Raw genomic sequence first — 22,420 nt, 5'->3', positions numbered from 1 at the left:
CCCCTCAAGGGTATTGGTCCTTATATAAAATACCAAAGAATACCCTCAGTCGTAAAGAAAAATTTTCATGACATCTTTAAAGCATAAAAATTATGCCATGACCATACCGCCATCAACCTTCAGAACTTGTCCAGTCATGTAAGCACTGGCGTCGCTGGCCAGGAAGGCAACGACCGAGGCAACATCTTCGGGAGTTCCCATGCGTCCAAGCGGAATTTGGCTAAGCATTTGTTCTTTCACATCTTCTGATAACACTTTTGTCATATCGGTTGTGATAAAACCTGGAGCAACCGCATTAACCGTTATATTTCTTGAGGCCAGTTCACGGGCAGCTGTTTTTGTCAATCCAATAACTCCTGCTTTAGCACTAACATAATTAGCTTGTCCGGCGTTGCCAACAACGCCGACGACTGAAGCCATATTAATAATCCGTCCGCTGCGCTGTTTCATCATTTGCCGGCTAACCGCTTTCGTTGTATTAAAGATGCCTTTTAAATTAGTGTTGATAACAGCATCCCATTCTTCTTCTTTCATCCTCATTAATAAATTATCTTTCGTAATTCCTGCATTATTTATAAGGATATCTATTCTTCCAAAAGTTGATACAACTGATTTCATCATATCTTGCACTGCATTGGCATCCGAAATGTCGCATTGAAAGCTGGCTGCTTCGCGGCCTAAATCTTGGATTTCTTTTACGACTTCATTTGCTGATTCAACACTTCCTGCATAATTGACTGCTACATTAGCCCCGAGACGTGCAAGTTCTAATGCTACCGCACGGCCGATGCCCCGGGATGCGCCGGTGACAAGTGCTGCCTTTCCTTCTAACATCATGCTCTCTCCTTTAATGCCTGTACTGTTTTTTCTAATGTTTCAAGGCTGTTTACTTGATATATTGCAGCCCGGCGGTCCACTTTTTTCACAAGGCCTGATAACACATTGCCGGGGCCTACTTCAACATAAGTATCTGCGCCAAGTTCTTTTAACTTCTCAACTGATTCAACCCACCTGACAGGAGAATATAATTGTTCGATCAGACGTTTATGAATATCTTTTGCATTTGTAACAAGATCAGCAGTTACATTAGCAACAAGCGGAATTTTCGCATCATGGATATCAATCGTATCAAGAACACCTTCAAGCTTTTCTGCCGCCGGTTTCATTAAAGAAGAATGGAACGGGCCGCTGACATTTAATGGAACCACTTTCTTCGCTCCTGAATCTTTGGCCAGCACTGATGCTTTGTCAACACCTTGTTTTGTTCCTGAAATAACAATTTGACTCGTACTGTTAAGATTAGCAAGTTGTACAGTATCTCCGTCAGCTGTGACTTGATCGCATACCGCCTTAAGTTTCTCAGCTTTCATACCAAGGACAGCTGCCATTGTACCAGCACCTGCCGGAACAGCTTCTTCCATGAACATCCCGCGTTTTCTGACAGCAAATACTGCATCTTCAAAGCTTAAAGCTCCGGAGGCCACAAGTGCGCTGTATTCGCCCAAACTGTGGCCCGCTGTATAATCAGGCTCTAAACCTTCATCCTGTAAAAGTTGTAAAAAAGCGCAGCTGACTGTCAAAATAGCAGGTTGTGTATTTTCTGTCAGCGTTAATTTTTCATCTGGTCCGTTTAAAATGATCTCGGATAAAGGATAGTCCAAACGCAAATCGGCCTTTCGAAACAAATTAGCCGCTTCACTAAATTTTTCAATAATATCTTTTCCCATTCCGACTTGCTGGGAACCTTGACCCGGGAATAAAAAGGCTAATTTACCCATAGTATCCCTCCTATTTTTTCCATTCTTCATTTATTTTAAGAATGAGGTCTTCAATTGTTTTTACAACATTTTTTTCAACGATGAGACTTGCTTGTTCAATTGTCGTAAAAATGGCGTTTGCGTTAGATGAGCCGTGCGCCTTAATAACCGGCGCCGTCAATCCAAACAAACATGCGCCGCCGTACCCTGAATAATCCATTGTCTTTTTAATGCCTTTTAATCTTGGATATAATAGCCCAGCTATCATTTTTGAAAACAATGAGCTTGTCAATTCGTTTTTAATTAAAGAAAATAACGCCATGGCTGCACCTTCAATGGATTTCAAGACAAGATTGCCGGAAAAGCCGTCACATACGACAACGTCAGCAGCCCCTTGGAGTAATTCCCGTGCTTCAACATTGCCAATAAAATTTAACGGTGCTTCTTTTAAAAGATCATAAGTCAGTTTGCTTAATTGGTTGCCTTTTCCAGGCTCTTCGCCAATATTTAATAATCCAACGCGCGGCTTATCGTTGCCCAATACTTTTTCAGAATATATAGAACCCATAATACCATATTGCAGAAGATGCTCAGGTTTCGCATCCATATTAGAACCCGCATCCAAAAGCAAGAATCCTTGTCCTTGATTTATTGTCGGAAGCGTTGGAGCTAAAGCAGGGCGGTCTATCCCTTTGATTCTGCCGGCGCCAAACAATCCTGCGGTCATTAATGCGCCTGTGTTACCTGCTGAGATCACCGCATCCGCGCGTCCTTCCTTAACTTCTTTAATGGCAAGTACCATTGACGCGTTTTTCTTTTTGCGTACGGCTTTTACCGGTGCATCAGTAGGTTCAATCATTTCTGTTGTATGTAAAATATCAAACTGCTGATGATTATTCAATAACGGCTCAATTTTAGCTTGATCACCAACTAAAGTAAATTGTATATTCTTGAATTTATCAGCAGCTAAAAGCGCCCCTTTGACTATTTCAGACGGCGCGTTATCACCGCCCATAGCATCAATGGCTAGTTTCATTACTTATGTTTCCCCCTTCCAAATGGGAGCGATACATTGTAAACTTCCCCCGAAAAACACGTTCTTGTCCGACAAAACTGTTAACTTCGACGACCGTTCGGTCAGCCTCAACCCGTTTGACTTGAGCTTTTGCCACGACACGTTCCCCGACCATAACCTGCCTGGTAAAATAAAGGGATGATCTTGCAGTAAGCGCGAGTTCATCATCAATCACAGCAACAGCCAGAGAGTTTGCTTGGGCAAACAGATGGTGCCCCCTTGCAATTCCAGTGCGCGAAAAGACATGCTCTTTTTTTATATCTAAAATGGATATCGCACTTCTATCTAGCTGAAGATCTATGATTTCACCGATCACTTCACTTAAAGGCAGTGCTTTAACATCGTCAAATTTTTTTTGAGCAACATGCTTAATCCGTTCTCTTAATTCAGGAATGGATAATTCCATGCGGTCAAGCCTGATCGTTTGAACGCTGACATTGAACTTTTCAGCCAGTTCTTCATCAGTAACAAAAGGACTGTTTTCGATCGTTGTCAAAAGTTGCTTTTGCCGTTCCCGCTTATTCTTTCTCATAGCTTTGACACCGCCATTTTATTCCGGCGCAACCGTCCGTTAACTCCCGCCGTAAAATTCAGGGTAAACATTGAAACAGGCGGAAAATAACGGACGGTCACACCCCGATCTGTTATGCTCCTGCGCGAAGAGCTATTCTGCAGATAAATTATCAAAGCCCCCGCACAAAGCACGCAAAAGAAACATTTAAAAATAGTAGCTAAGCTAACCATCTGTGAAAAAAAACCGCTCACTGATGGAAGTTTCATTTTATGACTAGGTACCAATAGTAGTATAAAAGTTTATAAAATTCATTTCAAGCTGTTAGTCTAATCGTTCTTTTTCAAATACACCTGAATCCGCTAAAATTTTACGTAAATAGAAGCAGGCTTCATCCTTCCAAAAGGATTTAGAATGAATCATTGCCTCGGCATCGCTCCTTGCAACATCTAAGGTACGATAATCGTGGACAACATCGGCTATTTTAAAATCAGGCAAACCGCTTTGTTTTTGACCGAAAAAGTCACCAGGGCCGCGCAATTGCAAATCATATTCAGATAATTTAAATCCATCTGTAGTCTCAGTCATGATGCGCATCCGCTCTTGGCTTATTTCCGATTTTGCATCAGCTATTAATATGCAATAAGATTGTTCACTGCCTCTGCCTACTCGGCCGCGAAGCTGATGAAGCTGGGCCAAACCGAATCTTTGGGCATCATATATCACCATTAAAGTAGCATTAGGCACATTAACACCGACTTCAACCACGGTGGTTGAAACCAAAACCTGAAACCGGTTATCTTTAAAACCAGCCATTATCTCATCTTTCTCCTGAGCGCTCAAACGGCCATGCATTAAACCAACATTAAAGCTTTTAAAGCAATGCTGAAGCTGGGCATGGACATCAATCGCGTTTTGGACATCCAGTTGTTCTGATTCCTCAATTAACGGACAAATGACATAGGCTTGTCTTCCTTTTTTAAGCTCCCTTTCTACAAAGGCAAGCACCCTGTTAAGCATGTCGTGCTTCGTCCAATAAGTTTCAATCGATTTTCTCCCCGCCGGCAATTCATCAATCGTTGAAATATCCATATCTCCAAAAGCTGAAATCGCTAATGTCCTTGGTATAGGTGTTGCAGTCATGTACAAGACATCAGGATTTTCCCCTTTAGATCTCAGGGTTCTTCTTTGTTCAACACCAAAACGATGCTGTTCATCGGTAACGACTAAACCAAGCTTTTTAAAATTAACATCCTCTTGGATAACTGCATGAGTGCCGATGAGAATATCAATAGCTCCCGATTCTAACCGGTTTAACAGTTCTTGTCTCTTTTTTCCTTTAACGGCGCTCGTCAAAAGAGCAACTGTCATATCGTGAGGGGACAGCAAATCTTGTAAACTTTCAGCGTGCTGTTCTGCCAAAATTTCTGTTGGCACCATTAAAGCGCCTTGAAAACCGGCCCTTGCCACAGCAAATAAATTAATAGCCGCAACAACGGTTTTTCCGGAACCAACATCACCCTGGAGCAGCCGATTCATATGGTAAGGCTTTGATAAATCGGTCAATATTTCATTTGACACCCGTTTTTGCGCTTTGGTCAGCGGAAATGGCAAACTCTTTATAAAATGGTCGACTGCTTCTTTAGATACGGGAATAGCTGTGCTTTTTCCGTTCTCCCGTTTTGTTTGTTTAAAAGCTTGCATACGCAATTGAAATAATAACAATTCCTCATAGACCATCCGGCGCCGGGCCTGTTTCAATTGATTGTAGTCCAATGGAAAGTGAAGAGCCTTAAGGGCCTCCATCCGATTAATCAAACGATACTTTTGCCTCAGTACCGCAGGCAGGGGATCAATGATGTTTGATGAATATTGGTTAAAGGCCGTTGTCATAAATTTTCTAATCTGCTTAACAGTAAGTTTACCTTTTACAGGATAGACCGGTTCTATAAGAGAGGCACGTTTTTGCACCCCTCTTTTAAACTCCGAGACAACAATTGCAGCCCGATGTTGATCCCATTTCCCTGTCAAAGTTAGCGTATCCCCGATTTTTAATTGTTTTTTTAAAAAAGGGCGGTTAAACATGACTGCAGTTATCAAAAAACGGTCAACAAAAACCCTGACTGTTAATCTCGATTTCTTTTTCGAAAAATAACGGAGAGAAGGCTCGCTGTGAACCTTCCCTTCAACCGTTATTTTTTCATCATGTTTAACTGTTGTAAGATCTCTAAGCTCATAATTTTCATACCGATAAGGGAAATATTCAAAAAGGTCATTAACCGTCCTAACACCAATTGCTTCTAAATCTTGGGCAGTTTCCGGACCTATGCCTTTAATTTCAGTAACGCTTGTATTGTCTGTCAACATGATTATTTCTGTTGGTTCTTGGCAAAACCGAAGATTTTCGCCTCAATTTCTTGAGCCGTTGGCGTCATTGCCAAGCCTCCCATGGCTGTTTCTTTTAAAGCTGTCGGCATCATTTGTCCAACTTGATACATGGCATCAATCACCTCATCGCAAGGAATGCGGCTTTTAACGCCGGCAAGCGCCATATCTGCTGCAACAATAGCTGTTGAGGCACCGATTGCATTACGTTTCACACAAGGCACTTCGACTAAACCGGCAACAGGATCGCAAACTAACCCAATCATATTTTTAAGGGCAATCGCCATAGCATGTGCGGATTGTTCCGGGGTTCCTCCGGCTAATTCGACAACAGCTGCCGCAGCCATACCTGTAGCGGAACCGACCTCTGCCTGACAACCTCCCGCAGCACCGGAGATAGAAGCATTATTCGCAACAACATATCCAAAGGCACCTGAAGCAAAAAGAAAACGAATCATTTGTTCGCGTGATGGATTAAGTTTAGGTTTTAATCCAAAAAGAACACCTGGGACGACACCGGCAGAACCGGCTGTAGGCGTTGCACAAATCGTCCCCATTGCTGCATTAACTTCATTTGTGGCAACGGCTTTGCTGACAGCATCCAACAATGTATCTCCAGAAAGCGCCTTTCCTGATTGAATATATTTTTGCAATAGTACGGCGTCTCCGCCTGTTAAACCGGAATGGGACTTAACACCTTCTTTAATTCCGCGCTCAACGGCATCCTCCATGACCTGTAAGTTTTGCCCCATTTGTTCAAATATATCTTCCCGGGATTTCCCTGTTTCATCAATTTCCTTTAATATCATTACTTCTGATACGGATATATTCTTCTTTTCAGCAATTTCTACTAGTTCTGCAACTGTTCGGAACACGCTGCAAGACCTCCTCTAAGTACACTACTCTAAGCCATTACAGCTACATTTAACATGTTAGGTTGTGCTTGAATTTCTTTTGCTATATCATCGGCGACCTCTTGATCCGTCTCGATGATCATTAATGCAATATCGCCTTTTACTTTTCTGGAAACTTCCATATATGAAATGTTAACTTCATGTTTTGCTAGAATGCTTGCCACAGCTGCAACTGCACCATAACGATCATGATGAACAACGAATAAAGCCGGCTGGCTTCCGGAGAGAGAGATCTCAAAACCATTTAATTCAGTCATTTCAATTTTTCCGCCGCCCACCGATACGCCAACGACTTCAAGTTTATTATCTCCATCTTCAAGAAAAAGACGCGCGGTATTTGGATGGTCGGGAACGCTGTCATCTTCAATAAAGTTAACTTCCATGCCTGCTTTTTCAGCAAGAGATAATGCGTCTACGATACGTTCATCGAAGGTATCAAAATCTAAAAGACCGCCAACTAAGGCGACATCTGTCCCGTGGCCTTTATAAGTTTTGGCAAAAGAACCGTATAAACGAATGGTAACTTTTTTTGGCATATGCCCAAATAACCGCCTCGCGACGCGCCCGATCCGCGCAGCACCGGCAGTATGCGAACTGGAAGGCCCAATCATTACTGGACCTATAATATCAAAAACGCTGCGATATTTCATGCTGTTCACCTCATTATTCATTTTATCTGCATTTATTATTACGATTTTATAAAATTAGCATTGTAAGCGTTTTAAAGATTTAACTCGCGTACAGAAAAAATTACATCATTTGCCCGTTTTTTAACCTGACACCTTGAACAAAAATATTAATAGCGCCAATTTTTATTCCGAGCATCTGCTCGATTGTCTCATTTACTTTTGTTTGAACAAGGCGCGCCACCTCAGATATCTTCGTTCCATAACTTACAATAATGTACATATCTATGGTCAGGTTATCATCTTCATTATGAACGACGATCCCCCGGCCAAAGTTATCCCGTCCCAACAATTCGGTCAGACCGTCTTTCAGCTGATGCTGGGACGCCATTCCTACAATCCCGTAACAGTCCACAGCCGCTCCGCCGGCTATCGTTGCTATGACTTCCGACGAAACATTGATCTGTCCATAGGTTGTATCAATATCTATAGTCATAAGGTACCCCCTTTTTGAAGTACGATATCTATTCTTATTTTACTATAAGCATCTATTTTTTTAAAGTTTAAATGCCGTTTATACAAGGTTTCTATTGCGCTAAAGCTCAACTCATGATAACATTATGTCGTATTTGTTATTTAGCAGCAAGGAGGTTTAAGTAATGGGACGTAAATGTTATGTAACAGGAAAAACAACAAAGTTCGGTCAAAATCGTTCATTTGCTGAAAATAAGTCTAAACGTAAGTTCAAAGCAAATTTACAAAAAGTACGTATTCTCGTCGATGGAAAACCTAAACGCGTATATGTTTCTACAAAAGCTTTAAAGGCTGGCAAAGTAGAACGCGTGTAAAGAAAACTTGGCTGGTGTCAAGCCTTAAGGCATAGACAACTGCCTGGTTGCACTAATACTGTCAGCCTTATCCTGGCAGCTGTGCTGAATCTTCATCCAAGTTGCCAAGATAAAATTTTGACAGTATAAAAAAGCACCTGCCAGGGTGCTTTTTTGTTTTCACTTAAAGAAAGCTGACACTTTCTTTAAGTGTCATTCTTATGCCGCCCGTAATATTCAACAAGCGGCAATACCCGCACGCGTCCTCGTCTTTTTGTGTTTATCCTTTGCGAAACGAACCGAGGATAGCCCTTACAAACCCGCCAAGGAACTTCGGTAATTTAATGGTGTAAAATTTCATGCTCATCCTCCTTGCATTTCACGCCATTCACCTTCTATAAACCTATAAAAACAGAGTACTTGTTACTAGTATATTCACCAAAAATAAAATAGTACCCTATAACCCGATTTTTTGGCTGTCCTGATCGCAACTTTTTATCATCAGCAACAAGCCGTCATCAAAGGAAATCGTCCCTTTAGGCTGAATTAATTCATTACTGATGCATAATGATGATCCTAAAAAAAGTTCAGCCTTTTCTAAAGAATACTTAAATCCATTTAAATTAATGCCTGTTATTTTCTTTGAAAAAGGTACAAATGAAATATAAGGGAATTTTTCTTGCCTGATAACATCATATGACCCGGGTTTTAAAAGCGTGATCTGATTCTGTTTGTCGATAATAATAAATTCTGTGCCTGTATGTAAACCTTTATATAATAATTGTATGTTCAAAAGACCGTGATCCATTCTTCCGCCGGTAGCCCCTAAAATATAACAGCGTTCCGGCTGCTGCTCTATCACCCAGTCAACAGCCAGTTCCATATCTGTCGCGTCTTTTTCGGCAGGGTAAATGGTCAAATCAATATGTTCCTTCTCTATCTGCAGGCGCTCTGATTCACTGATTGAATCAAAATCGCCGAAGGCGCGAACAGGACGTATACCTGCCTTTATCAAATAATAAAGCCCCCTGTCAACACCCACCCATTCACACCGTTTAAGCTCTTTACTGTTAAACGGCGGAACGAGTTTCCAAGGGCCCCCGGCCAATATAGCTACTTCTTTCATTTTATTTTTGCCTCCTTGCAAGCTGCGGAACCGTCAATACTATTAAAATAAGGACAATCAAAGTAATAATATAGGAAGGACCTATATAGCTGATATTATAAACAAAGGAATAAACAGCTATCGGCTGACCCTTAGGAGCATCAGACCCAAAGAATATCATAGCTGAAGCAAAATGGCTGACAAACCTTGCAAAGCATCCAATCGTAACCGCTAAAATAACTTTGATTAACATCAATGCCTTAGAATCATTGCTTTTCAGATTAAAAAAGCCTGATAAAGCAAGCAATCCAAATGCAAGCGGATAATCTAAAATAAGTTGAACCGGATGTACAAAATAAGGATTAAACATAAAATTTAATAACCCGTAAATAATACCGGCAATCATACCCCATTTGACACCCTGACGTAATGATAAAATGATTAAAGGTACCATTTCCAGAGATATCGATCCGCCTGCTGCCCATGGACCCCTGATTTGGATAAAGCTGAGTACAACACTTAACGCTATCATCAGGGCCGTTTCTGTCATTAATTTAATGTGAGTGTTATGCATTAACGTTTGCTGCTCCTTTCTGGAAATAGGGGTTTGCAGAAAATATTAAAATGAACACAGACATTATTAAAGTGCAAAAAAACTGTACACCTCTGATAAGGCGTACAGCTGTATAACACTAAGCACCCCGAAGTTGTTCTATCGCTGCCTTACGATCTTCATGATTAAAGATCGCTGATCCGGCTACAAATATACTTGCACCAGCCTCACTGCAAGCCTGTAACGTTTCTGGATTAATTCCGCCGTCCACTTCGATCTCTGCATTAAGTCCCTTTTCTTCAATCATAGATTTGGCTTCCTTAATTTTTTCAAGCATGGAAGTGATGAAGCTTTGTCCGCCAAAACCGGGATTAACGGTCATAATCAAAATAAAATCTACATCCGGCAAAATTGTTTTAATAGTTTCGATAGGAGTTGCCGGATTAAGCACAACACCAGCTTTCACACCGGCTTGCTTAATGAGCTGAATCGTTCGATGCAAATGCGGACATGTCTCAACATGAACCGAGATCATATCCGCGCCTGCTTTGATAAATTCAGGGATATATTTATCAGGATTTTCAATCATTAAGTGGACATCTAATTCACATTTGGTTAACGGTTTCAGGGCTTGGACAACATTGGGACCCATTGTAATATTCGGTACAAAATGACCATCCATGACGTCTATATGTAACAAATCAACATATGGTTCTACATCCTTTACTTCATTCGCCAAGTTCGCAAAATCTGCCGCTAATATAGATGGTGCTATCCGCATTTTTAATAACGCCTCTTTCTATTCTTTATTTCTTCATAAAATTGATTGTAGTGCTGGTATCGATGTTCACTTATTAATCCATCTTTGACCGCTTCCTTTACCGCACATTTCGGCTCGGCTATATGCGTACATCCCCTAAATTTACATTCGGAGCTTACTTTTCTCATTTCTGGAAAATACAGCGATAGATCCTTTTCTTCAATATTCGTAAACTCCAATGAACTGAATCCGGGTGTATCGGCAATATATCCGTTTCCGACTTGAAGCAGTTCTACATGACGGGTCGTATGCTTGCCTCTCCCTAAATGGCGGGATATTTCATCTGTATCAATATTAAATGATGCGTCAAGTGTATTCAACAAAGATGATTTGCCAACACCGGATTGTCCGGCGACAACACTGATCCTGCCGTCCAAATGCCGTTTGAATTCATCAATGCCTTTTTCCGCTTTACTTGACGTTAATAAAACAGGGTAGCCGATACGCCGGTAACATTCAACATATTGATTAATGGTATTTTGACTATCATTACTTACTAAATCAAGTTTTGTTATACAAATAAGCGGTGTAATATCATTCGATTCAATATGAACTAAAAGACGGTCAAGCAGCACATCATCAAAGGCCGGTTTACTAGCCGATAAAACAAGTATCGCTTGATCAACATTAGCAATAGGCGGTCTGTTCAATTCATTTTTCCTATCCTTAATATCAAGAATATAGCCGTCTGTCGGCTGTTCAGCTTCAAAAGTGACAATATCGCCGACAAGAGGGGAAACTTTCTTTTTCCGAAAGTTTCCCCGTCCCCTGCATTGTACAACCTCATCGTGATCTTTAACATAATAAAAACCGCTTAATGCCTTGATAATTCTTCCTTCTGGCATAAAACCCTCCTCATTTATTCTTTAGAATCGTCATAATTAACAGTTTCTTCCTTTTCTACCTGTCCATCCACTAATACTTTGTAATGGGCGCTGTCGTTCGGCTTTATTGTTAAAGGCAGCTTATAAGTTTTTGTTTTCGTGATTTTCTCATCAACAAATACGTCGTTGTCATGATTTGCGTCGGTATAATATATTTGAATGTGAACAGGCTCTGGTGTCTGTTTTTTATTGTCATCGCCATTCTGATCATTTTTGTTATTATCGTCCTGTTTATTCTTGTCATCATTTTGTGAATTATTCTTTTCGTCATCTTGAGTAATGCTATCCGCCTGAGCGGTTTCATCAACAGGTACCGTAATTTTTTTCTCTACTTTTTGCGGTTTAAGCTGTTTCCCTTTTGATAAATAAACTGTCACTGTTGAGTTTTTATCGGCTGACGCCCCGTTGGCCGGATCCTGTTTCAGCACATGATCCTTTGAGACATTATCAGAATAGTCACCATCCTTGAACTGACCTTGTAATTGGTTGTTACGAAGCGTGGTCTCGGCATCATCCTTTGACATTCCCTGTAAATCAGGGACGGTGACTTGCGGTGCACCTGTACTGTACGTCAATTCTAATACGGTGTTTGCTGCGACTACTTCTGCACCGGGGGATGGATCCTGACTGATCACTTCACCGGCGGAAACAGTATCAGATGCTTCCTTTTTCCAGACAATATCTTTGTACTTTTTATCTTTTAAAAGTTGTTTTACAGAACTCTTTTCATAACCGACATAGTCGCCTACGCTTATCTTTTTTGGGCCTTCGCTGATATATAAAGTGACTGTAGACCCTTCTTTGACTTCTGAATTTTCTTTAGGGTTCTCTCTTATAACGTGATTCTTTTTAACCTTATTGTCAGGAATATCTTTACGGTCAATATATAAATGATGTTTTTTTAGTATATCCATCGCCTGATCATATGTTTTCCCTTTGACGTTTGGTACAGTCGTATCATGTACATAAAAAATGTTAGGCATAACAGTTACGGCCAAGACACCTGCTCCGATAAGTAAAATAATAGCAATAATAACAATCCACAGTATCCTTTTACCTTTTTTCTTTTTTGGTTCTGCTTGATTATTGTTTGCAGTATCTTGTGCTGGCGCATCATTTAATTCTTCATGATTATCAGGTTTAATTGCCGGGATAATCTTTGTTTTTTCCTCATCATCTTCGTCTTCATCCGCAAGAACAAGCCGCGGTTCATTTTGTCTGTCCGGATTCAGGGCTGTCGAGAGATCATTATAAAGCTCAGGCATATTTTCATAACGTTTTTCAGGGCTTTTTGCTGTTGCTTTAATAACGATATTTTCCAAACTTTGCGGGATATCAGACCGGTATTCGCTTGGCAGCGGCATCTGCTCATTTAAATGCTTCAAAGCGACTGTTACGGGTGATGTGCCCGGAAAAGGAAGCCGGCCGGTTAATAATTCGTACATCACAATCCCTAACGCATATATATCGGACTTAATAGTTGCCTTACTTCCCTTAGCCTGTTCGGGAGATAAATAGTGTGCTGATCCCATAATAGAGTTTGTAAATGTAATCGTAGCGGAATTCATGGCTACTGCAATACCAAAGTCGGTAACTTTTACTCCCCCCTGTTCATCAATCAAGATGTTATGGGGTTTAATGTCCCGGTGAACAATACCATGATCATGGGCATGTTCAAGGGCCAGAGCGATTTGTTTTAAAATATAAACCGCTTCAGCAATTGGGATTGGCGAATGTTGTTTGATAAAATCCTTTAGTGTCTCACCATCAACATATTCCATGACGATAAAATAACAATCATCTTCCTCGCCAATGTCATAAATACTGACGATATTAGGATGAGAAAGACTGGAAACCGACTCCGCTTCTCTATGGAAACGCCGGATAAAATCGTCATCATTAGAAAATTCGCTTCGCAAAATTTTAACGGCTACCAGCCGTTCCAGAATAAGATCCCGTGCTTTATAAACTATCGCCATGCCCCCGTCGCCAAGGCGGGAAATAATTTCATACCTTCCGCTTAGTCTTTTACCAATCATAAATCCTCACCATCTGTATGCTCAACAATGGCTAAAGTAATATTGTCTTCGCCCCCGGCATTATTGGCAAATTGAATAAGTGCTTCAGCCTTTTCTTCAAGGGATGCGTTTTCGTTCAAAACATTTTGAAGGTCTTTATCCGATAATTTATCAGACAAACCGTCTGAGCATAATAATAATTTGCAGTTGTCTGTCCACGTCATAATCACGGTATCAATATTTATTTCGGGATCAGTACCTAACGCGCGGACTATCACATGCTTTTTTGGGTGATATTCAGCATCAGCCTTTGACAAATGGCCTGACTTCACCAATTCATTAACAAGAGAATGATCTTCTGTTATTTGTTTTAAATCACCCTTTGAATCTGAAAAATAACAGCGGCTGTCACCAACATGAGAAACAATCAGATGTTCATTAAAGCAAAGCGCAGCAACAATTGTTGTTCCCATGCCCCGGCACTCTTCATGTTCATTGGCATACCGGTAAAGCTCCTGATTAGTGGATACAATCGCTTCGTTTAACCATTCAACAGCTTCAGCAACATCCAATTTCAGGTCATCCGACTGTTCCCATTTTTCTTGTAAATACTTTAAAGTTAATTGACTGGCGACATCTCCTGCCCTGTGACCGCCCATACCATCGGCAATAACTGCTAACAGACGGTCACCCTGTTCGAAAATGCCGCCGCTGTCTTCATTATGGGTTCTGACTTTTCCGCAATCGGTCTTTAATACAGCTTTCAATATGCCGCCTCCTTACGATTATGTGATATTCAAATCCGCTTCAGGCAAGAAATAAAAAATCCGTCTGTTTGGAATTGCTGCGGCAGTATTTGAACCATACCGCCATTTTGCCATTGACCATGCTGACCAACAATATCCGGCATCCGGTTAATTAGGGATTCATCCAACTCAAATTCGGGATGTTCATTTAGAAAACGGTTAACTGTATCGGTATTTTCCTTACGGTCTATCGTACATGTACTGTATACAAGCTTACCGCCTGCTTTAACGAGCGGTGCAATCTGATCAAGAATATCCGCTTGAACTTTAGCAATTTGCTCAACATCTTTTTCGGTTTTTTCCCATTTTATTTCAGGTTTTCTTCTAATCACACCGAACCCGGAGCATGGTGCATCGATGAGAATACGGTCAAAACTTTCTGCAGGGAAAACGTCATTCGCTTTTCTGGCATCAAGGGCTCTAGTATGTATGATATCGATATCCAGACGGTTCGCCTGTTGGTCGATAAGCTTTGTTTTATGGGCGTGCAAATCGAGCGCACAAATGGATCCATGATTGTCCATTTTTTCGGCGATATGCCCTGTTTTCCCGCCAGGTCCTGCACAAGCATCTAAAACAGTCATCCCTGGTTTGGCGTCTAAAGCATGTGCAACAAGCATTGAACTTTCATCCTGGATTGTAAACAGACCCTCCTTATAAGCCATTGTGTCAGCCGCATTGCCGCTTATAATTGTTACCGCCTCCGGTGCAACAGCCCCCGGTTCCGCCTCTATACCGGCATCTGCAAGTGTTTGAATCAATCTCTGAACATCTGTCTTAAGAGGATTAACCCGAACCGAGACTGGCGCCGGCTGATTATTTGTTTCGCAAATGGCCAATGCCTCGTCTAGTCCATAAAGGTTAATCCATCGCTCCAAGAGCCAGGAAGGGTGGCTGTACATAATTGACAAGCGTTTATTTTCAGGTGTAATATCCGCCGGATCAGGAAATCCCTTTCTTATCATTTGTCTAAGGACACCGTTAACAAAGCCGACAATCCCTTTATGACCGCGGCGCCGGGCAATATTGACCGCTTCATTAACAATAGCATGGTCAGGTATTTTATCCAAATATACCTTCTGATAGATCGATAAATAAAGCAGCCACTTTACCCATGCATCTATTTTCTTTTTCTTATCAATAAATGCATGTAAATAATAATCTAATGTTAGGCGCCTTTGTATGACACCGTAGACAAGCTGTGTCAATAATCCGATGTCTTTCTTATTTAACGGGTGGCGTTTGATTGTTTCGTGCAGCAATAGCTGGCTGTATGCATGGTTTTTTTCAATTCTTATTAAAACATCCAAGGCTAATTCTCTTGGGTTAGTCATTGGTTTTGCCATGTTTAATCTCCTAGCCTGATGCCCTGCGGCAAGGTGACGCCTCTAAGGAACTGTTCACAAGACATTCTCTTTTTGCCTGCAGGCTGACATTCTAATATTTTTATTGCTGTCGTATTGCCGGTAGCAACTACAAAGCCGTCCTTATCCACTTGAATAATTTCTCCGGCTTCCGCCTTTTGCTGATAATGTACTTTTTTTGAGCGCCATATTTTAAGCACTTTTCCCTCTAATGTTGAATAAGCGCCAGGGAACGGATTCAGGCCTCTTATCAGATTATGAATGGCTTCTCCCGGCATATGCCAATCAATTTTTTCATCTTTGCGGCTTATTGTTCTCGCCAGCGTTGCTTCATCTTCGTTTTGCGGCACAGGTGTAATTTTACCAGCAATTAAATCAGGAATCGTTTGTGATAACAATTTGGCACCTGCTGCGCTTAATTTATCGTGCATTGTACCGACATTGTCATCTTCGCCAATAGGTACTTCTACTTGAGACAGCATATCCCCTGCATCTAATGCTTTGACCATATACATAATCGTAACGCCAGTTTTTTCCTTGCCGTCAATAATCGCTTTATGAATCGGTGCCCCGCCGCGATACTCCGGCAATAAAGAAGCATGAACATTAATACACCCAAAGCTTGGCTCATTGAGTAATGATTCCGGCAGAATTTGTCCGTAAGCAGCTGTAACAATAAGATCAGGTTCATATGATAATATCGCGCGAATGGCTTCCGGTTCCCTAACTTTTTCAGGCTGAAGCACCGGGATCTTATGTTTTAAAGCCAACTGTTTAACCGGCGGAGCCGTCAGTTGTTTTTTTCTGCCTTTTGGACGGTCAGGCTGGGTGACAACAGCTTTAACAAGGTAGCCGTCATCAATCAATTGTTGTAATACTGGAACTGAAAAGTCAGGTGTTCCCATAAAAACGACGTTCATATTATCATCCTTTTTATCAAATTACTTCATACACGGTTACTACATCAATAAATACGGATTAATATCTATTGTTATTTTTAGAGCATCTTTTGTATAAGCTTCCTGAAAATGATTTTGACATTCCTTTAATATCTTAATTAAGTCAGGCTCATTTTTATATTTTATCATGCACTGGTAGCGATATCTATCTTTGATACGCGGGATTGGCGGTGCTACCGGTCCAAGGATCATTGCTTTGTTGGTTAATTTTTGTTTTAAAAACCGGGTAATCTTTTGTGTCACATCAACGACTTTTGGAAAATCGGGATGCGATACAGTAATTAACGTTAAAAAGAAGTACGGCGGATATTGCCTTTGATGACGTGCATACATTTCCTTTTGATAAAATCCCTGATAATCGTGGGCGCCGGCATCGACTATTGCATAATGATCCGGGGTATAGCTTTGCACAACAACTTCTCCTTTTAAATGATGACGGCCCGCCCTTCCAGCTACCTGGGTTAACAACTGGAAGGTTTTCTCAGAAGCCCGAAAATCGGGAAGGTGCAGCATAGAATCAGCGGCAAGCACTCCGACAAGCGTTACATTCGGGAAGTCCAATCCCTTTGCAATCATTTGTGTACCTAGTAAAATATCCGCTTTCCCGTCCCCGAAAGCTTTTAGTAATTTTTCATGTGCCCCCTTTTTCTTTGTCGTGTCAACATCCATTCTGATTACCCGCGCCTCAGGCAATAACTGGGTAAGGGCCTCTTCCACCTTTTGCGTTCCGGTGCCGAAGTATCGCATATATTCACTTTCGCATGATGGACAGCGGTCGGGAAGAGACTCTTCGTATCCGCAATAATGACATTTAAGCCTGCCTTGGCGTCGGTGGTATGTCAGAGAAATGTCACAATGCGGGCATTCAATCACATAACCGCAATCACGGCACATCACAAAGGTTGAATATCCCCGTCTGTTTAAAAACAACACACTTTGCTCGCCTTTTTCCAACCGGTCGGTCAATTTTGAAAATAACGGTTTGGAAAACATTGACCGATTGCCGCTTCTCAGCTCCTCGCGCATATCAATCATCATCACTTCCGGAAGAGGCTGCTGATTAATACGATTATAAAGGGGCGCTAATTTGTAAACCCCTTTTTGCGCCCGGGCATAGGATTCCAACGAAGGTGTTGCGCTTCCTAAAACAACCGGACAGCCGTGAAAACGCCCGCGAAAAATGGCTACATCCCGCGCGTGGTACCTCGGATTTTCCTCCTGCTTATAGCTTGTTTCATGCTCTTCATCAATAATAATAATGCCAAGCTTCTTAAAAGAAGCAAAGATTGCCGAACGGGCGCCGACAACAACACTGACCTCGCCGCGATTAATCTTGCGCCACTCATCATATTTCTCCCCGCGGCTTAGGCCGCTGTGAAGGACGGCGACGTCTGAACCAAATCGTCCTTTAAAGCGATGAACCATTTGCGGCGTCAAAGCTATTTCCGGTACAAGAACAATAGCTTCTTTTCCTTGTTTAATCACTTTATCAATCGCTTGCATATAAATTTCCGTTTTACCGCTGCCAGTTACACCATGGCAAAGATAGACTTGATGCTTATCTTCTTCAATGTCTTGAACAATCGGTTCTAAAACACCCTGCTGTTCATTTGTTAAAGGCAGCGGGGTTGTCTTTTCTATTTCTGAATGAGCGTAAGGATCCCGTAACTGTTCAACTTCCTCCTCGATAAGTAACCCTTTATCAACCAGATGATTAATGGCGGATCTTCCGGCATCAGCCTTTTTAATCAGGCTGGTTAATGGAATTGGGGTGCCGTGATCTTCGTTTAAAAAATAGGCAAGAACATTCTTTTGTTTCTTCGCCCGTTTATCTAATTGATCATAGGCTTTTTGCAAATCATCTTTGGTAAGCTCCGTGCGAATCATTTTAATTTTTTTTGATGTACTTTTATCATGAACGACTTGCTCTAAAGCAACCATATTCTCGCGCAACGCTTTTTGAATAATACTTATCTCTTCTTGTGAAGCTGTTTTAAGAATTTGTGCCCATTCTTTATTTTCATAGTCTGTCAAAAAGGTTAAACATCCCGGCCAGCGTTCATTTAATTCTTTGCCATCAGTGATAATAAGATATTTTTTATAACTTGCTTTCATAGCCGCCGGCAGCATGGCCTGGTATGCGGAAATTTTTAAACAAAGCGCTGTTTTCGATAACCAATCACCCAGTTCAATTAATTCGTCAGTTAACACCGGTTCGTGATCTATAATGGACTCTATTTCTTTTAGGTTTGTAAGCTGGGATTCTTCTTCGATGTCAATGACAAATCCGAGCAATTTTCTTGGACCAAATGGCACAACGACCCTGATCCCCGGCTGGACTAACGGCAAAAATGAATCCGGAATGAAGTAGTCAAAAGGCTTATCTGTTTGCTTAACAGGTACATCAACGATAACTTTAGCGATCATTTACTATTCACTTCTAACATGGAAATAAGAGCGTCCGCCAAGTGACCAGCCACTATATTTTTAGAAAGAAGATCGAAACTCTCAACCTTTCCATTTCGGTAAAAGAATGTCACGCGGTTTGTGTCAGACTGAAAACCGGAACCCGCTTCCAATACATTATTGGCAACGATTAAATCTAAATTTTTACTTGTTAATTTTTTCTTAGCGTATTCAGCTACATCTTTCGTTTCAGCGGCAAAGCCTATTAAAATTTGCCGTTCCTTTTTCTCGCCTAATTCTTTTAAAATATCAGGATTACGGACCATTTCAATTGTCATCGGCCCATCTTTCTTTTTCACTTTATGCTGACTTGTATATTTCGGTCTATAATCTGCAACAGCCGCAGATTTTACAACTGCATCAACATCGGAATATCGTTTCATTACTTCTTCGTACATTTCGAGTGTTGATTCAATGTGCACCACATTTATGCCATCCGGCGGCGTTAATTGGGTAGGACCTGAGATAAGTGTAACATTCGCACCTCTATCCCGAAGCACTTTGGCTATGGCATAACCCATTTTCCCTGATGAGTGATTAGTAAAGTAACGGACCGGATCTATCACTTCACGTGTCGGACCGGCTGTAACAAGGATATTTTTCCCGCTGAGAGGACCTTTGGGCTCATCAAAATAAGTCACAATCGCTTGAAAAATATCCTCAGGTTCAGCTAGTCTGCCTTGTCCAACCCATCCGCAGGCTAAGAGCCCTTCGCCGGGTTCAATCATCCGATAACCGATATTTTTTAGACGTTCAATGTTTTGAGTGACACTTGGGTGCCGGTACATATTCACATTCATCGCCGGCGCAATAAAGACAGGCGCTTTCGTTGCAAGGATCGTTGTTGTAACCATGTCATCAGCAATGCCGCCCGCCATTTTACCTATGATATTCGCAGTTGCCGGGGCAACGATGACGAGATCGGCATGGTCAGCCAAATCGATATGAGCAATCTGCTCCGGATTATGTTCAGTAAATAAATCGTCATAAACCGGCTGCCTGGACAATCCTTGAAAGGTTGACGGACCGACAAACTGTTTTGCCGATGCTGTCATTAAAACACGCACATCAGCACCTGCCTTTTTCAGCATACTTGTTAAGACAGCTGCCTTATACGCCGCAATACCTCCAGTTACACATAATAAAATACATTTGTTTTTTACCGTCAATGTTATCTCTCCTTATGACGAAGAATCAGACGTTCTGTTAGTTGTTCAAATAGGCATTGTTTTTGTGAAAACGCAGTCATATGAAAAAACAACAACCTGCAAGAGGTTGTTGCTATTCTATCTGTTTCCTAAAGTTATTAAACCTTCATTAATTTCCTCTAACGCCTGGCCTATATACTTATCCGATTTTGTCTTTTCAAGCATAGGCACGTCATCATTGAGCAACTCTCTAGCCCGCTTGGCTGATAATGTGACAAGCGTATATTTAGAATCAATTTTTTCCAAAAGGCGGTCCAAAGAAGGATAAAGCATCATTGTTATTCAACCTCCAACAATTTTTTATATTTTTCAACTAAGCGCTCTCGTTTACAATGTTCTGCTGTTACAATAGCTTCAATACGATCGCATGCTTTTTCAACCTGATCATTTTCAACAACATAATCATAATATTTCATCATGTCAATTTCATCTTTGGCGACTTTCAAACGGTTTTCGATTAGATCAAGCGTTTCCGTTCCTCTGCCTTGAATGCGGTTTTTCAATTCTGACAGACTCGGGGGCGCAAGAAAAATAAAAGTACCTTCAGGGAAGTTTTTCTTTACTTGCAGTGCACCTTGCACCTCAATTTCAAGAATAACATCCTGCCCCTGATCAAGCGTTTGTTTTACATAATCTATCGGCGTACCGTAATAGTTGCCCACGTATTCCGCCCATTCAAGAAGTTTCTTTTCTTCAATCATTTTTTTAAATGCTTCTTTTGACTTAAAAAAGTAATGAACGCCTTCTTGTTCTCCTGCGCGGGGGGCGCGTGTCGTCACTGAAATTGAATACTGCAGATCGGTACCCCGGCTTCTAAGCGCCCGGCAAACGGTACCTTTTCCGACACCCGAAGGCCCTGATAAAACAACAAGCAAACCTTTTTCCTTAAAAGACATTTTTGTTCCTCCACATATTAACTTTCTTCATTATCATCCTCATTTTGTACGAGCCTTTGCGATACCGTCTCCGGTTGAACCGATGATAATATAACGTGATCACTATCCATGACGATGACCGCCCGTGTTCTCCGGCCATAGGTAGCATCAATGAGTTTATTCTGGTCACGGGCAACTTTAATTAGCCGTTTGATGGGCTGTGATTCCGGACTGACAATAGAGATAATCCGATTAGCTGAGGCAATATTGCCGAAGCCTATGTTTATTAATTTTATCATAAAATTAACCCCCAATTACTTTTACATCTGTTTAGGAAATTCAAAAAGTCCGATCAATCTCATTCAATATTTTGTATCTGTTCTCTGATTTTTTCTATTTCGCTTTTGATATCGACAACATAACGGCTGATTGCCGCATCATTGCCCTTTGAGCCAATTGTATTAATTTCACGGTTCATTTCTTGAATAAGAAAATCGAGTTTACGTCCTATCGGTTCCGTCTGAGCCATAAAGGCCGTAAATTGGTTAATATGGCTGACCAGTCTCGTTAACTCCTCATCAATATTTGATTTGTCACTGAAAACAGCCACTTCATTATAAAGTTTTTGTTCATCTATTTCCGCATGTCCTTCTAAAAATTCTTTGACATGCTTTTCAAGCCGCTGTTTATATTGCTCTTTAACATGCGGCGCCTCAGCCGTTAATTCTTCAATCTTTTTATCGAGAATTTTAAGGCGTTCGGAAAGATCTTGTTCAATATTCTCTCCTTCTTGGCGGCGCATGGCATACAGCCCTTCAACTGACTGTTCAACAGTTTGTAAAATATCATCCTCTACATCATCTAAATCAATCGTTGTTTCATCCGCCGCAAAAACATCCTGGCACGCTAAAAGATGGGATAATTGAATATTATCTTTTATCGAATAATGTTCTTGTAATTGATGGAAGGCAGTTATGTATTGTTCAACAATCGGCCAATTGATGTCGACTTTTTGCGTTGACAAGGGTTCACCGTCAATCGTTAAGTATAAATAAACTTTGCCCCGTTTAACAGACTTTTTAATGATTTGTTTTATTTTATCCTCTAAATAAAGCAGCTGTCTGGGAATATTTAATGAAATATCTAAGTATCTATGGTTAACAGATTTAATCTCAACGCTGATCCGGTGTCTTCCGGTGTCGTTAAATGCTCGTCCAAATCCCGTCATACTCAGAAACATATTATCACATCCACGATATTATTTTAT

Annotated in this window: 24 protein-coding genes; 1 reads left to right on the top strand and 23 read right to left on the bottom strand. The window is 41.1% G+C overall.

The window, feature by feature from the left end; genetic code table 11:
* Positions 1–90: 90 nt before the first annotated feature.
* From fabG to ACFQRG_RS05895, 8 genes are all read right to left on the bottom strand, one after another.
* Complete coding sequence (fabG, locus tag ACFQRG_RS05930) at positions 91–834, bottom strand: 3-oxoacyl-[acyl-carrier-protein] reductase (protein WP_380964988.1); 744 nt, start codon at positions 832–834, stop codon at positions 91–93.
* Positions 834–1,778, bottom strand: coding sequence for an ACP S-malonyltransferase (gene fabD / locus ACFQRG_RS05925; RefSeq protein WP_380964701.1), 945 nt, complete (start codon positions 1,776–1,778; stop codon positions 834–836). The genes fabG and fabD overlap by 1 nt, the downstream gene beginning before the upstream one ends.
* Before the next feature lie 10 nt (positions 1,779–1,788).
* The gene (gene plsX, locus ACFQRG_RS05920) at positions 1,789–2,793 is read right to left on the bottom strand and encodes a phosphate acyltransferase PlsX (RefSeq protein WP_380964699.1); all 1,005 of its coding nucleotides are present in this window, start codon (positions 2,791–2,793) and stop codon (positions 1,789–1,791) included.
* Positions 2,777–3,364, bottom strand: coding sequence for a transcription factor FapR (gene fapR / locus ACFQRG_RS05915; protein ID WP_380964698.1), 588 nt, complete (start codon positions 3,362–3,364; stop codon positions 2,777–2,779). The genes plsX and fapR overlap by 17 nt, the downstream gene beginning before the upstream one ends.
* Before the next feature lie 303 nt (positions 3,365–3,667).
* Positions 3,668–5,710 (bottom strand): ATP-dependent DNA helicase RecG, encoded by a 2,043-nt coding sequence (recG, locus tag ACFQRG_RS05910; protein WP_380964696.1) that lies wholly within the window; start codon positions 5,708–5,710, stop codon positions 3,668–3,670.
* 2 nt (positions 5,711–5,712) lie between these two features.
* On the bottom strand, positions 5,713–6,603 hold the full coding sequence (gene sdaAA, locus ACFQRG_RS05905) for an L-serine ammonia-lyase, iron-sulfur-dependent, subunit alpha (protein ID WP_380964694.1): 891 nt from the start codon (positions 6,601–6,603) through the stop codon (positions 5,713–5,715).
* 29 nt (positions 6,604–6,632) lie between these two features.
* Positions 6,633–7,292, bottom strand: a complete 660-nt coding sequence (gene sdaAB, locus ACFQRG_RS05900) for an L-serine ammonia-lyase, iron-sulfur-dependent subunit beta (protein ID WP_380964692.1) — start codon at positions 7,290–7,292, stop codon at positions 6,633–6,635.
* 100 nt (positions 7,293–7,392) lie between these two features.
* Positions 7,393–7,764: an Asp23/Gls24 family envelope stress response protein gene (locus ACFQRG_RS05895; RefSeq protein WP_380964690.1), complete on the bottom strand. Its 372-nt coding sequence runs from the start codon at positions 7,762–7,764 to the stop codon at positions 7,393–7,395.
* 163 nt (positions 7,765–7,927) lie between these two features.
* Between ACFQRG_RS05895 and rpmB the strand changes: the two genes are divergently transcribed.
* Positions 7,928–8,116, top strand: a complete 189-nt coding sequence (gene rpmB / locus ACFQRG_RS05890; RefSeq protein ID WP_380964688.1) for a 50S ribosomal protein L28 — start codon at positions 7,928–7,930, stop codon at positions 8,114–8,116.
* A gap of 259 nt (positions 8,117–8,375) precedes the next feature.
* Here rpmB and spoVM read toward each other — a convergent pair whose 3' ends face one another.
* The 15 genes from spoVM to ACFQRG_RS05815 all read right to left on the bottom strand — a co-directional run bounded on the left by spoVM (position 8,376) and on the right by ACFQRG_RS05815 (position 22,393).
* Complete coding sequence (gene spoVM, locus ACFQRG_RS05885; RefSeq protein WP_380964986.1) at positions 8,376–8,456, bottom strand: stage V sporulation protein SpoVM; 81 nt, start codon at positions 8,454–8,456, stop codon at positions 8,376–8,378.
* Positions 8,457–8,552: 96 nt separating this feature from the next.
* Positions 8,553–9,221, bottom strand: coding sequence for a thiamine diphosphokinase (locus ACFQRG_RS05880; RefSeq protein ID WP_380964686.1), 669 nt, complete (start codon positions 9,219–9,221; stop codon positions 8,553–8,555).
* Between the two features lies 1 nt (position 9,222).
* Positions 9,223–9,774, bottom strand: coding sequence for an energy-coupled thiamine transporter ThiT (gene thiT, locus ACFQRG_RS05875; RefSeq protein WP_380964684.1), 552 nt, complete (start codon positions 9,772–9,774; stop codon positions 9,223–9,225).
* Between the two features lie 118 nt (positions 9,775–9,892).
* Complete coding sequence (gene rpe, locus ACFQRG_RS05870) at positions 9,893–10,534, bottom strand: ribulose-phosphate 3-epimerase (RefSeq protein ID WP_380964682.1); 642 nt, start codon at positions 10,532–10,534, stop codon at positions 9,893–9,895.
* Between the two features lie 2 nt (positions 10,535–10,536).
* The gene (gene rsgA / locus ACFQRG_RS05865; RefSeq protein WP_380964680.1) at positions 10,537–11,418 is read right to left on the bottom strand and encodes a ribosome small subunit-dependent GTPase A; all 882 of its coding nucleotides are present in this window, start codon (positions 11,416–11,418) and stop codon (positions 10,537–10,539) included.
* Positions 11,419–11,432: 14 nt separating this feature from the next.
* On the bottom strand, positions 11,433–13,496 hold the full coding sequence (pknB, locus tag ACFQRG_RS05860; protein WP_380964678.1) for a Stk1 family PASTA domain-containing Ser/Thr kinase: 2,064 nt from the start codon (positions 13,494–13,496) through the stop codon (positions 11,433–11,435).
* Positions 13,493–14,242: a Stp1/IreP family PP2C-type Ser/Thr phosphatase gene (locus ACFQRG_RS05855; RefSeq protein ID WP_380964676.1), complete on the bottom strand. Its 750-nt coding sequence runs from the start codon at positions 14,240–14,242 to the stop codon at positions 13,493–13,495. Before ACFQRG_RS05855 ends, pknB begins: the two co-directional genes overlap by 4 nt.
* Before the next feature lie 29 nt (positions 14,243–14,271).
* Entirely contained in the window at positions 14,272–15,627 is a 1,356-nt protein-coding gene (gene rsmB / locus ACFQRG_RS05850) for a 16S rRNA (cytosine(967)-C(5))-methyltransferase RsmB (RefSeq protein ID WP_380964674.1), read from the bottom strand.
* A gap of 2 nt (positions 15,628–15,629) precedes the next feature.
* The gene (fmt, locus tag ACFQRG_RS05845) at positions 15,630–16,565 is read right to left on the bottom strand and encodes a methionyl-tRNA formyltransferase (protein ID WP_380964672.1); all 936 of its coding nucleotides are present in this window, start codon (positions 16,563–16,565) and stop codon (positions 15,630–15,632) included.
* Between the two features lie 39 nt (positions 16,566–16,604).
* Entirely contained in the window at positions 16,605–19,031 is a 2,427-nt protein-coding gene (priA, locus tag ACFQRG_RS05840; protein ID WP_380964670.1) for a primosomal protein N', read from the bottom strand.
* Positions 19,028–20,239, bottom strand: coding sequence for a bifunctional phosphopantothenoylcysteine decarboxylase/phosphopantothenate--cysteine ligase CoaBC (coaBC, locus tag ACFQRG_RS05835; protein ID WP_380964668.1), 1,212 nt, complete (start codon positions 20,237–20,239; stop codon positions 19,028–19,030). The genes priA and coaBC overlap by 4 nt, the downstream gene beginning before the upstream one ends.
* A gap of 117 nt (positions 20,240–20,356) precedes the next feature.
* A complete protein-coding gene (gene rpoZ, locus ACFQRG_RS05830; protein ID WP_380964666.1) occupies positions 20,357–20,554 on the bottom strand; it encodes a DNA-directed RNA polymerase subunit omega in 198 nt (65 codons plus the stop codon).
* 2 nt (positions 20,555–20,556) lie between these two features.
* Positions 20,557–21,174, bottom strand: coding sequence for a guanylate kinase (gene gmk, locus ACFQRG_RS05825; RefSeq protein WP_380964664.1), 618 nt, complete (start codon positions 21,172–21,174; stop codon positions 20,557–20,559).
* Positions 21,175–21,191: 17 nt separating this feature from the next.
* Positions 21,192–21,452, bottom strand: a complete 261-nt coding sequence (gene remA / locus ACFQRG_RS05820; protein ID WP_380964662.1) for an extracellular matrix/biofilm regulator RemA — start codon at positions 21,450–21,452, stop codon at positions 21,192–21,194.
* A 59-nt stretch (positions 21,453–21,511) separates the two neighbouring features.
* Entirely contained in the window at positions 21,512–22,393 is an 882-nt protein-coding gene (locus ACFQRG_RS05815) for a YicC/YloC family endoribonuclease (RefSeq protein ID WP_380964660.1), read from the bottom strand.
* Between the last annotated feature and the right edge of the window lie 27 nt (positions 22,394–22,420).

The organism is Scopulibacillus cellulosilyticus (assembly GCF_042665295.1).
Lineage (GTDB): Bacteria > Bacillota > Bacilli > Bacillales > Sporolactobacillaceae > Scopulibacillus_A > Scopulibacillus_A cellulosilyticus.
The sequence above is the reverse complement of the archived record's forward strand: the minus strand, read 5'-3'. Positions and strand labels throughout refer to the sequence as shown.

Excerpts from the sequence above, each read along its gene's own strand:
- plsX (WP_380964699.1), bottom strand. The coding sequence starts at position 2,793 with ATGAAACTAGCCATTGATGCTATGGGCGGTGATAACGCGCCGTCTGAA.
- rpoZ (WP_380964666.1), bottom strand. The coding sequence starts at position 20,554 with ATGATGCTTTATCCTTCTTTGGACCGCCTTTTGGAAAAAATTGATTCT.
- sdaAB (WP_380964692.1), bottom strand. The coding sequence starts at position 7,292 with ATGAAATATCGCAGCGTTTTTGATATTATAGGTCCAGTAATGATTGGG.
- spoVM (WP_380964986.1), bottom strand. The coding sequence starts at position 8,456 with ATGAAATTTTACACCATTAAATTACCGAAGTTCCTTGGCGGGTTTGTA.
- fapR (WP_380964698.1), bottom strand. The coding sequence starts at position 3,364 with ATGAGAAAGAATAAGCGGGAACGGCAAAAGCAACTTTTGACAACGATC.
- recG (WP_380964696.1), bottom strand. The coding sequence starts at position 5,710 with ATGTTGACAGACAATACAAGCGTTACTGAAATTAAAGGCATAGGTCCG.
- ACFQRG_RS05815 (WP_380964660.1), bottom strand. The coding sequence starts at position 22,393 with ATGTTTCTGAGTATGACGGGATTTGGACGAGCATTTAACGACACCGGA.
- priA (WP_380964670.1), bottom strand. The coding sequence starts at position 19,031 with ATGATCGCTAAAGTTATCGTTGATGTACCTGTTAAGCAAACAGATAAG.
- thiT (WP_380964684.1), bottom strand. The coding sequence starts at position 9,774 with ATGCATAACACTCACATTAAATTAATGACAGAAACGGCCCTGATGATA.
- remA (WP_380964662.1), bottom strand. The coding sequence starts at position 21,452 with ATGATAAAATTAATAAACATAGGCTTCGGCAATATTGCCTCAGCTAAT.
- pknB (WP_380964678.1), bottom strand. The coding sequence starts at position 13,496 with ATGATTGGTAAAAGACTAAGCGGAAGGTATGAAATTATTTCCCGCCTT.
- fmt (WP_380964672.1), bottom strand. The coding sequence starts at position 16,565 with ATGAACGTCGTTTTTATGGGAACACCTGACTTTTCAGTTCCAGTATTA.
- rpe (WP_380964682.1), bottom strand. The coding sequence starts at position 10,534 with ATGCGGATAGCACCATCTATATTAGCGGCAGATTTTGCGAACTTGGCG.
- rpmB (WP_380964688.1), top strand. The coding sequence starts at position 7,928 with ATGGGACGTAAATGTTATGTAACAGGAAAAACAACAAAGTTCGGTCAA.
- gmk (WP_380964664.1), bottom strand. The coding sequence starts at position 21,174 with ATGTCTTTTAAGGAAAAAGGTTTGCTTGTTGTTTTATCAGGGCCTTCG.
- ACFQRG_RS05895 (WP_380964690.1), bottom strand. The coding sequence starts at position 7,764 with ATGACTATAGATATTGATACAACCTATGGACAGATCAATGTTTCGTCG.
- fabD (WP_380964701.1), bottom strand. The coding sequence starts at position 1,778 with ATGGGTAAATTAGCCTTTTTATTCCCGGGTCAAGGTTCCCAGCAAGTC.
- fabG (WP_380964988.1), bottom strand. The coding sequence starts at position 834 with ATGTTAGAAGGAAAGGCAGCACTTGTCACCGGCGCATCCCGGGGCATC.
- ACFQRG_RS05880 (WP_380964686.1), bottom strand. The coding sequence starts at position 9,221 with ATGAAAGAAGTAGCTATATTGGCCGGGGGCCCTTGGAAACTCGTTCCG.
- rsmB (WP_380964674.1), bottom strand. The coding sequence starts at position 15,627 with ATGGCAAAACCAATGACTAACCCAAGAGAATTAGCCTTGGATGTTTTA.
- rsgA (WP_380964680.1), bottom strand. The coding sequence starts at position 11,418 with ATGCCAGAAGGAAGAATTATCAAGGCATTAAGCGGTTTTTATTATGTT.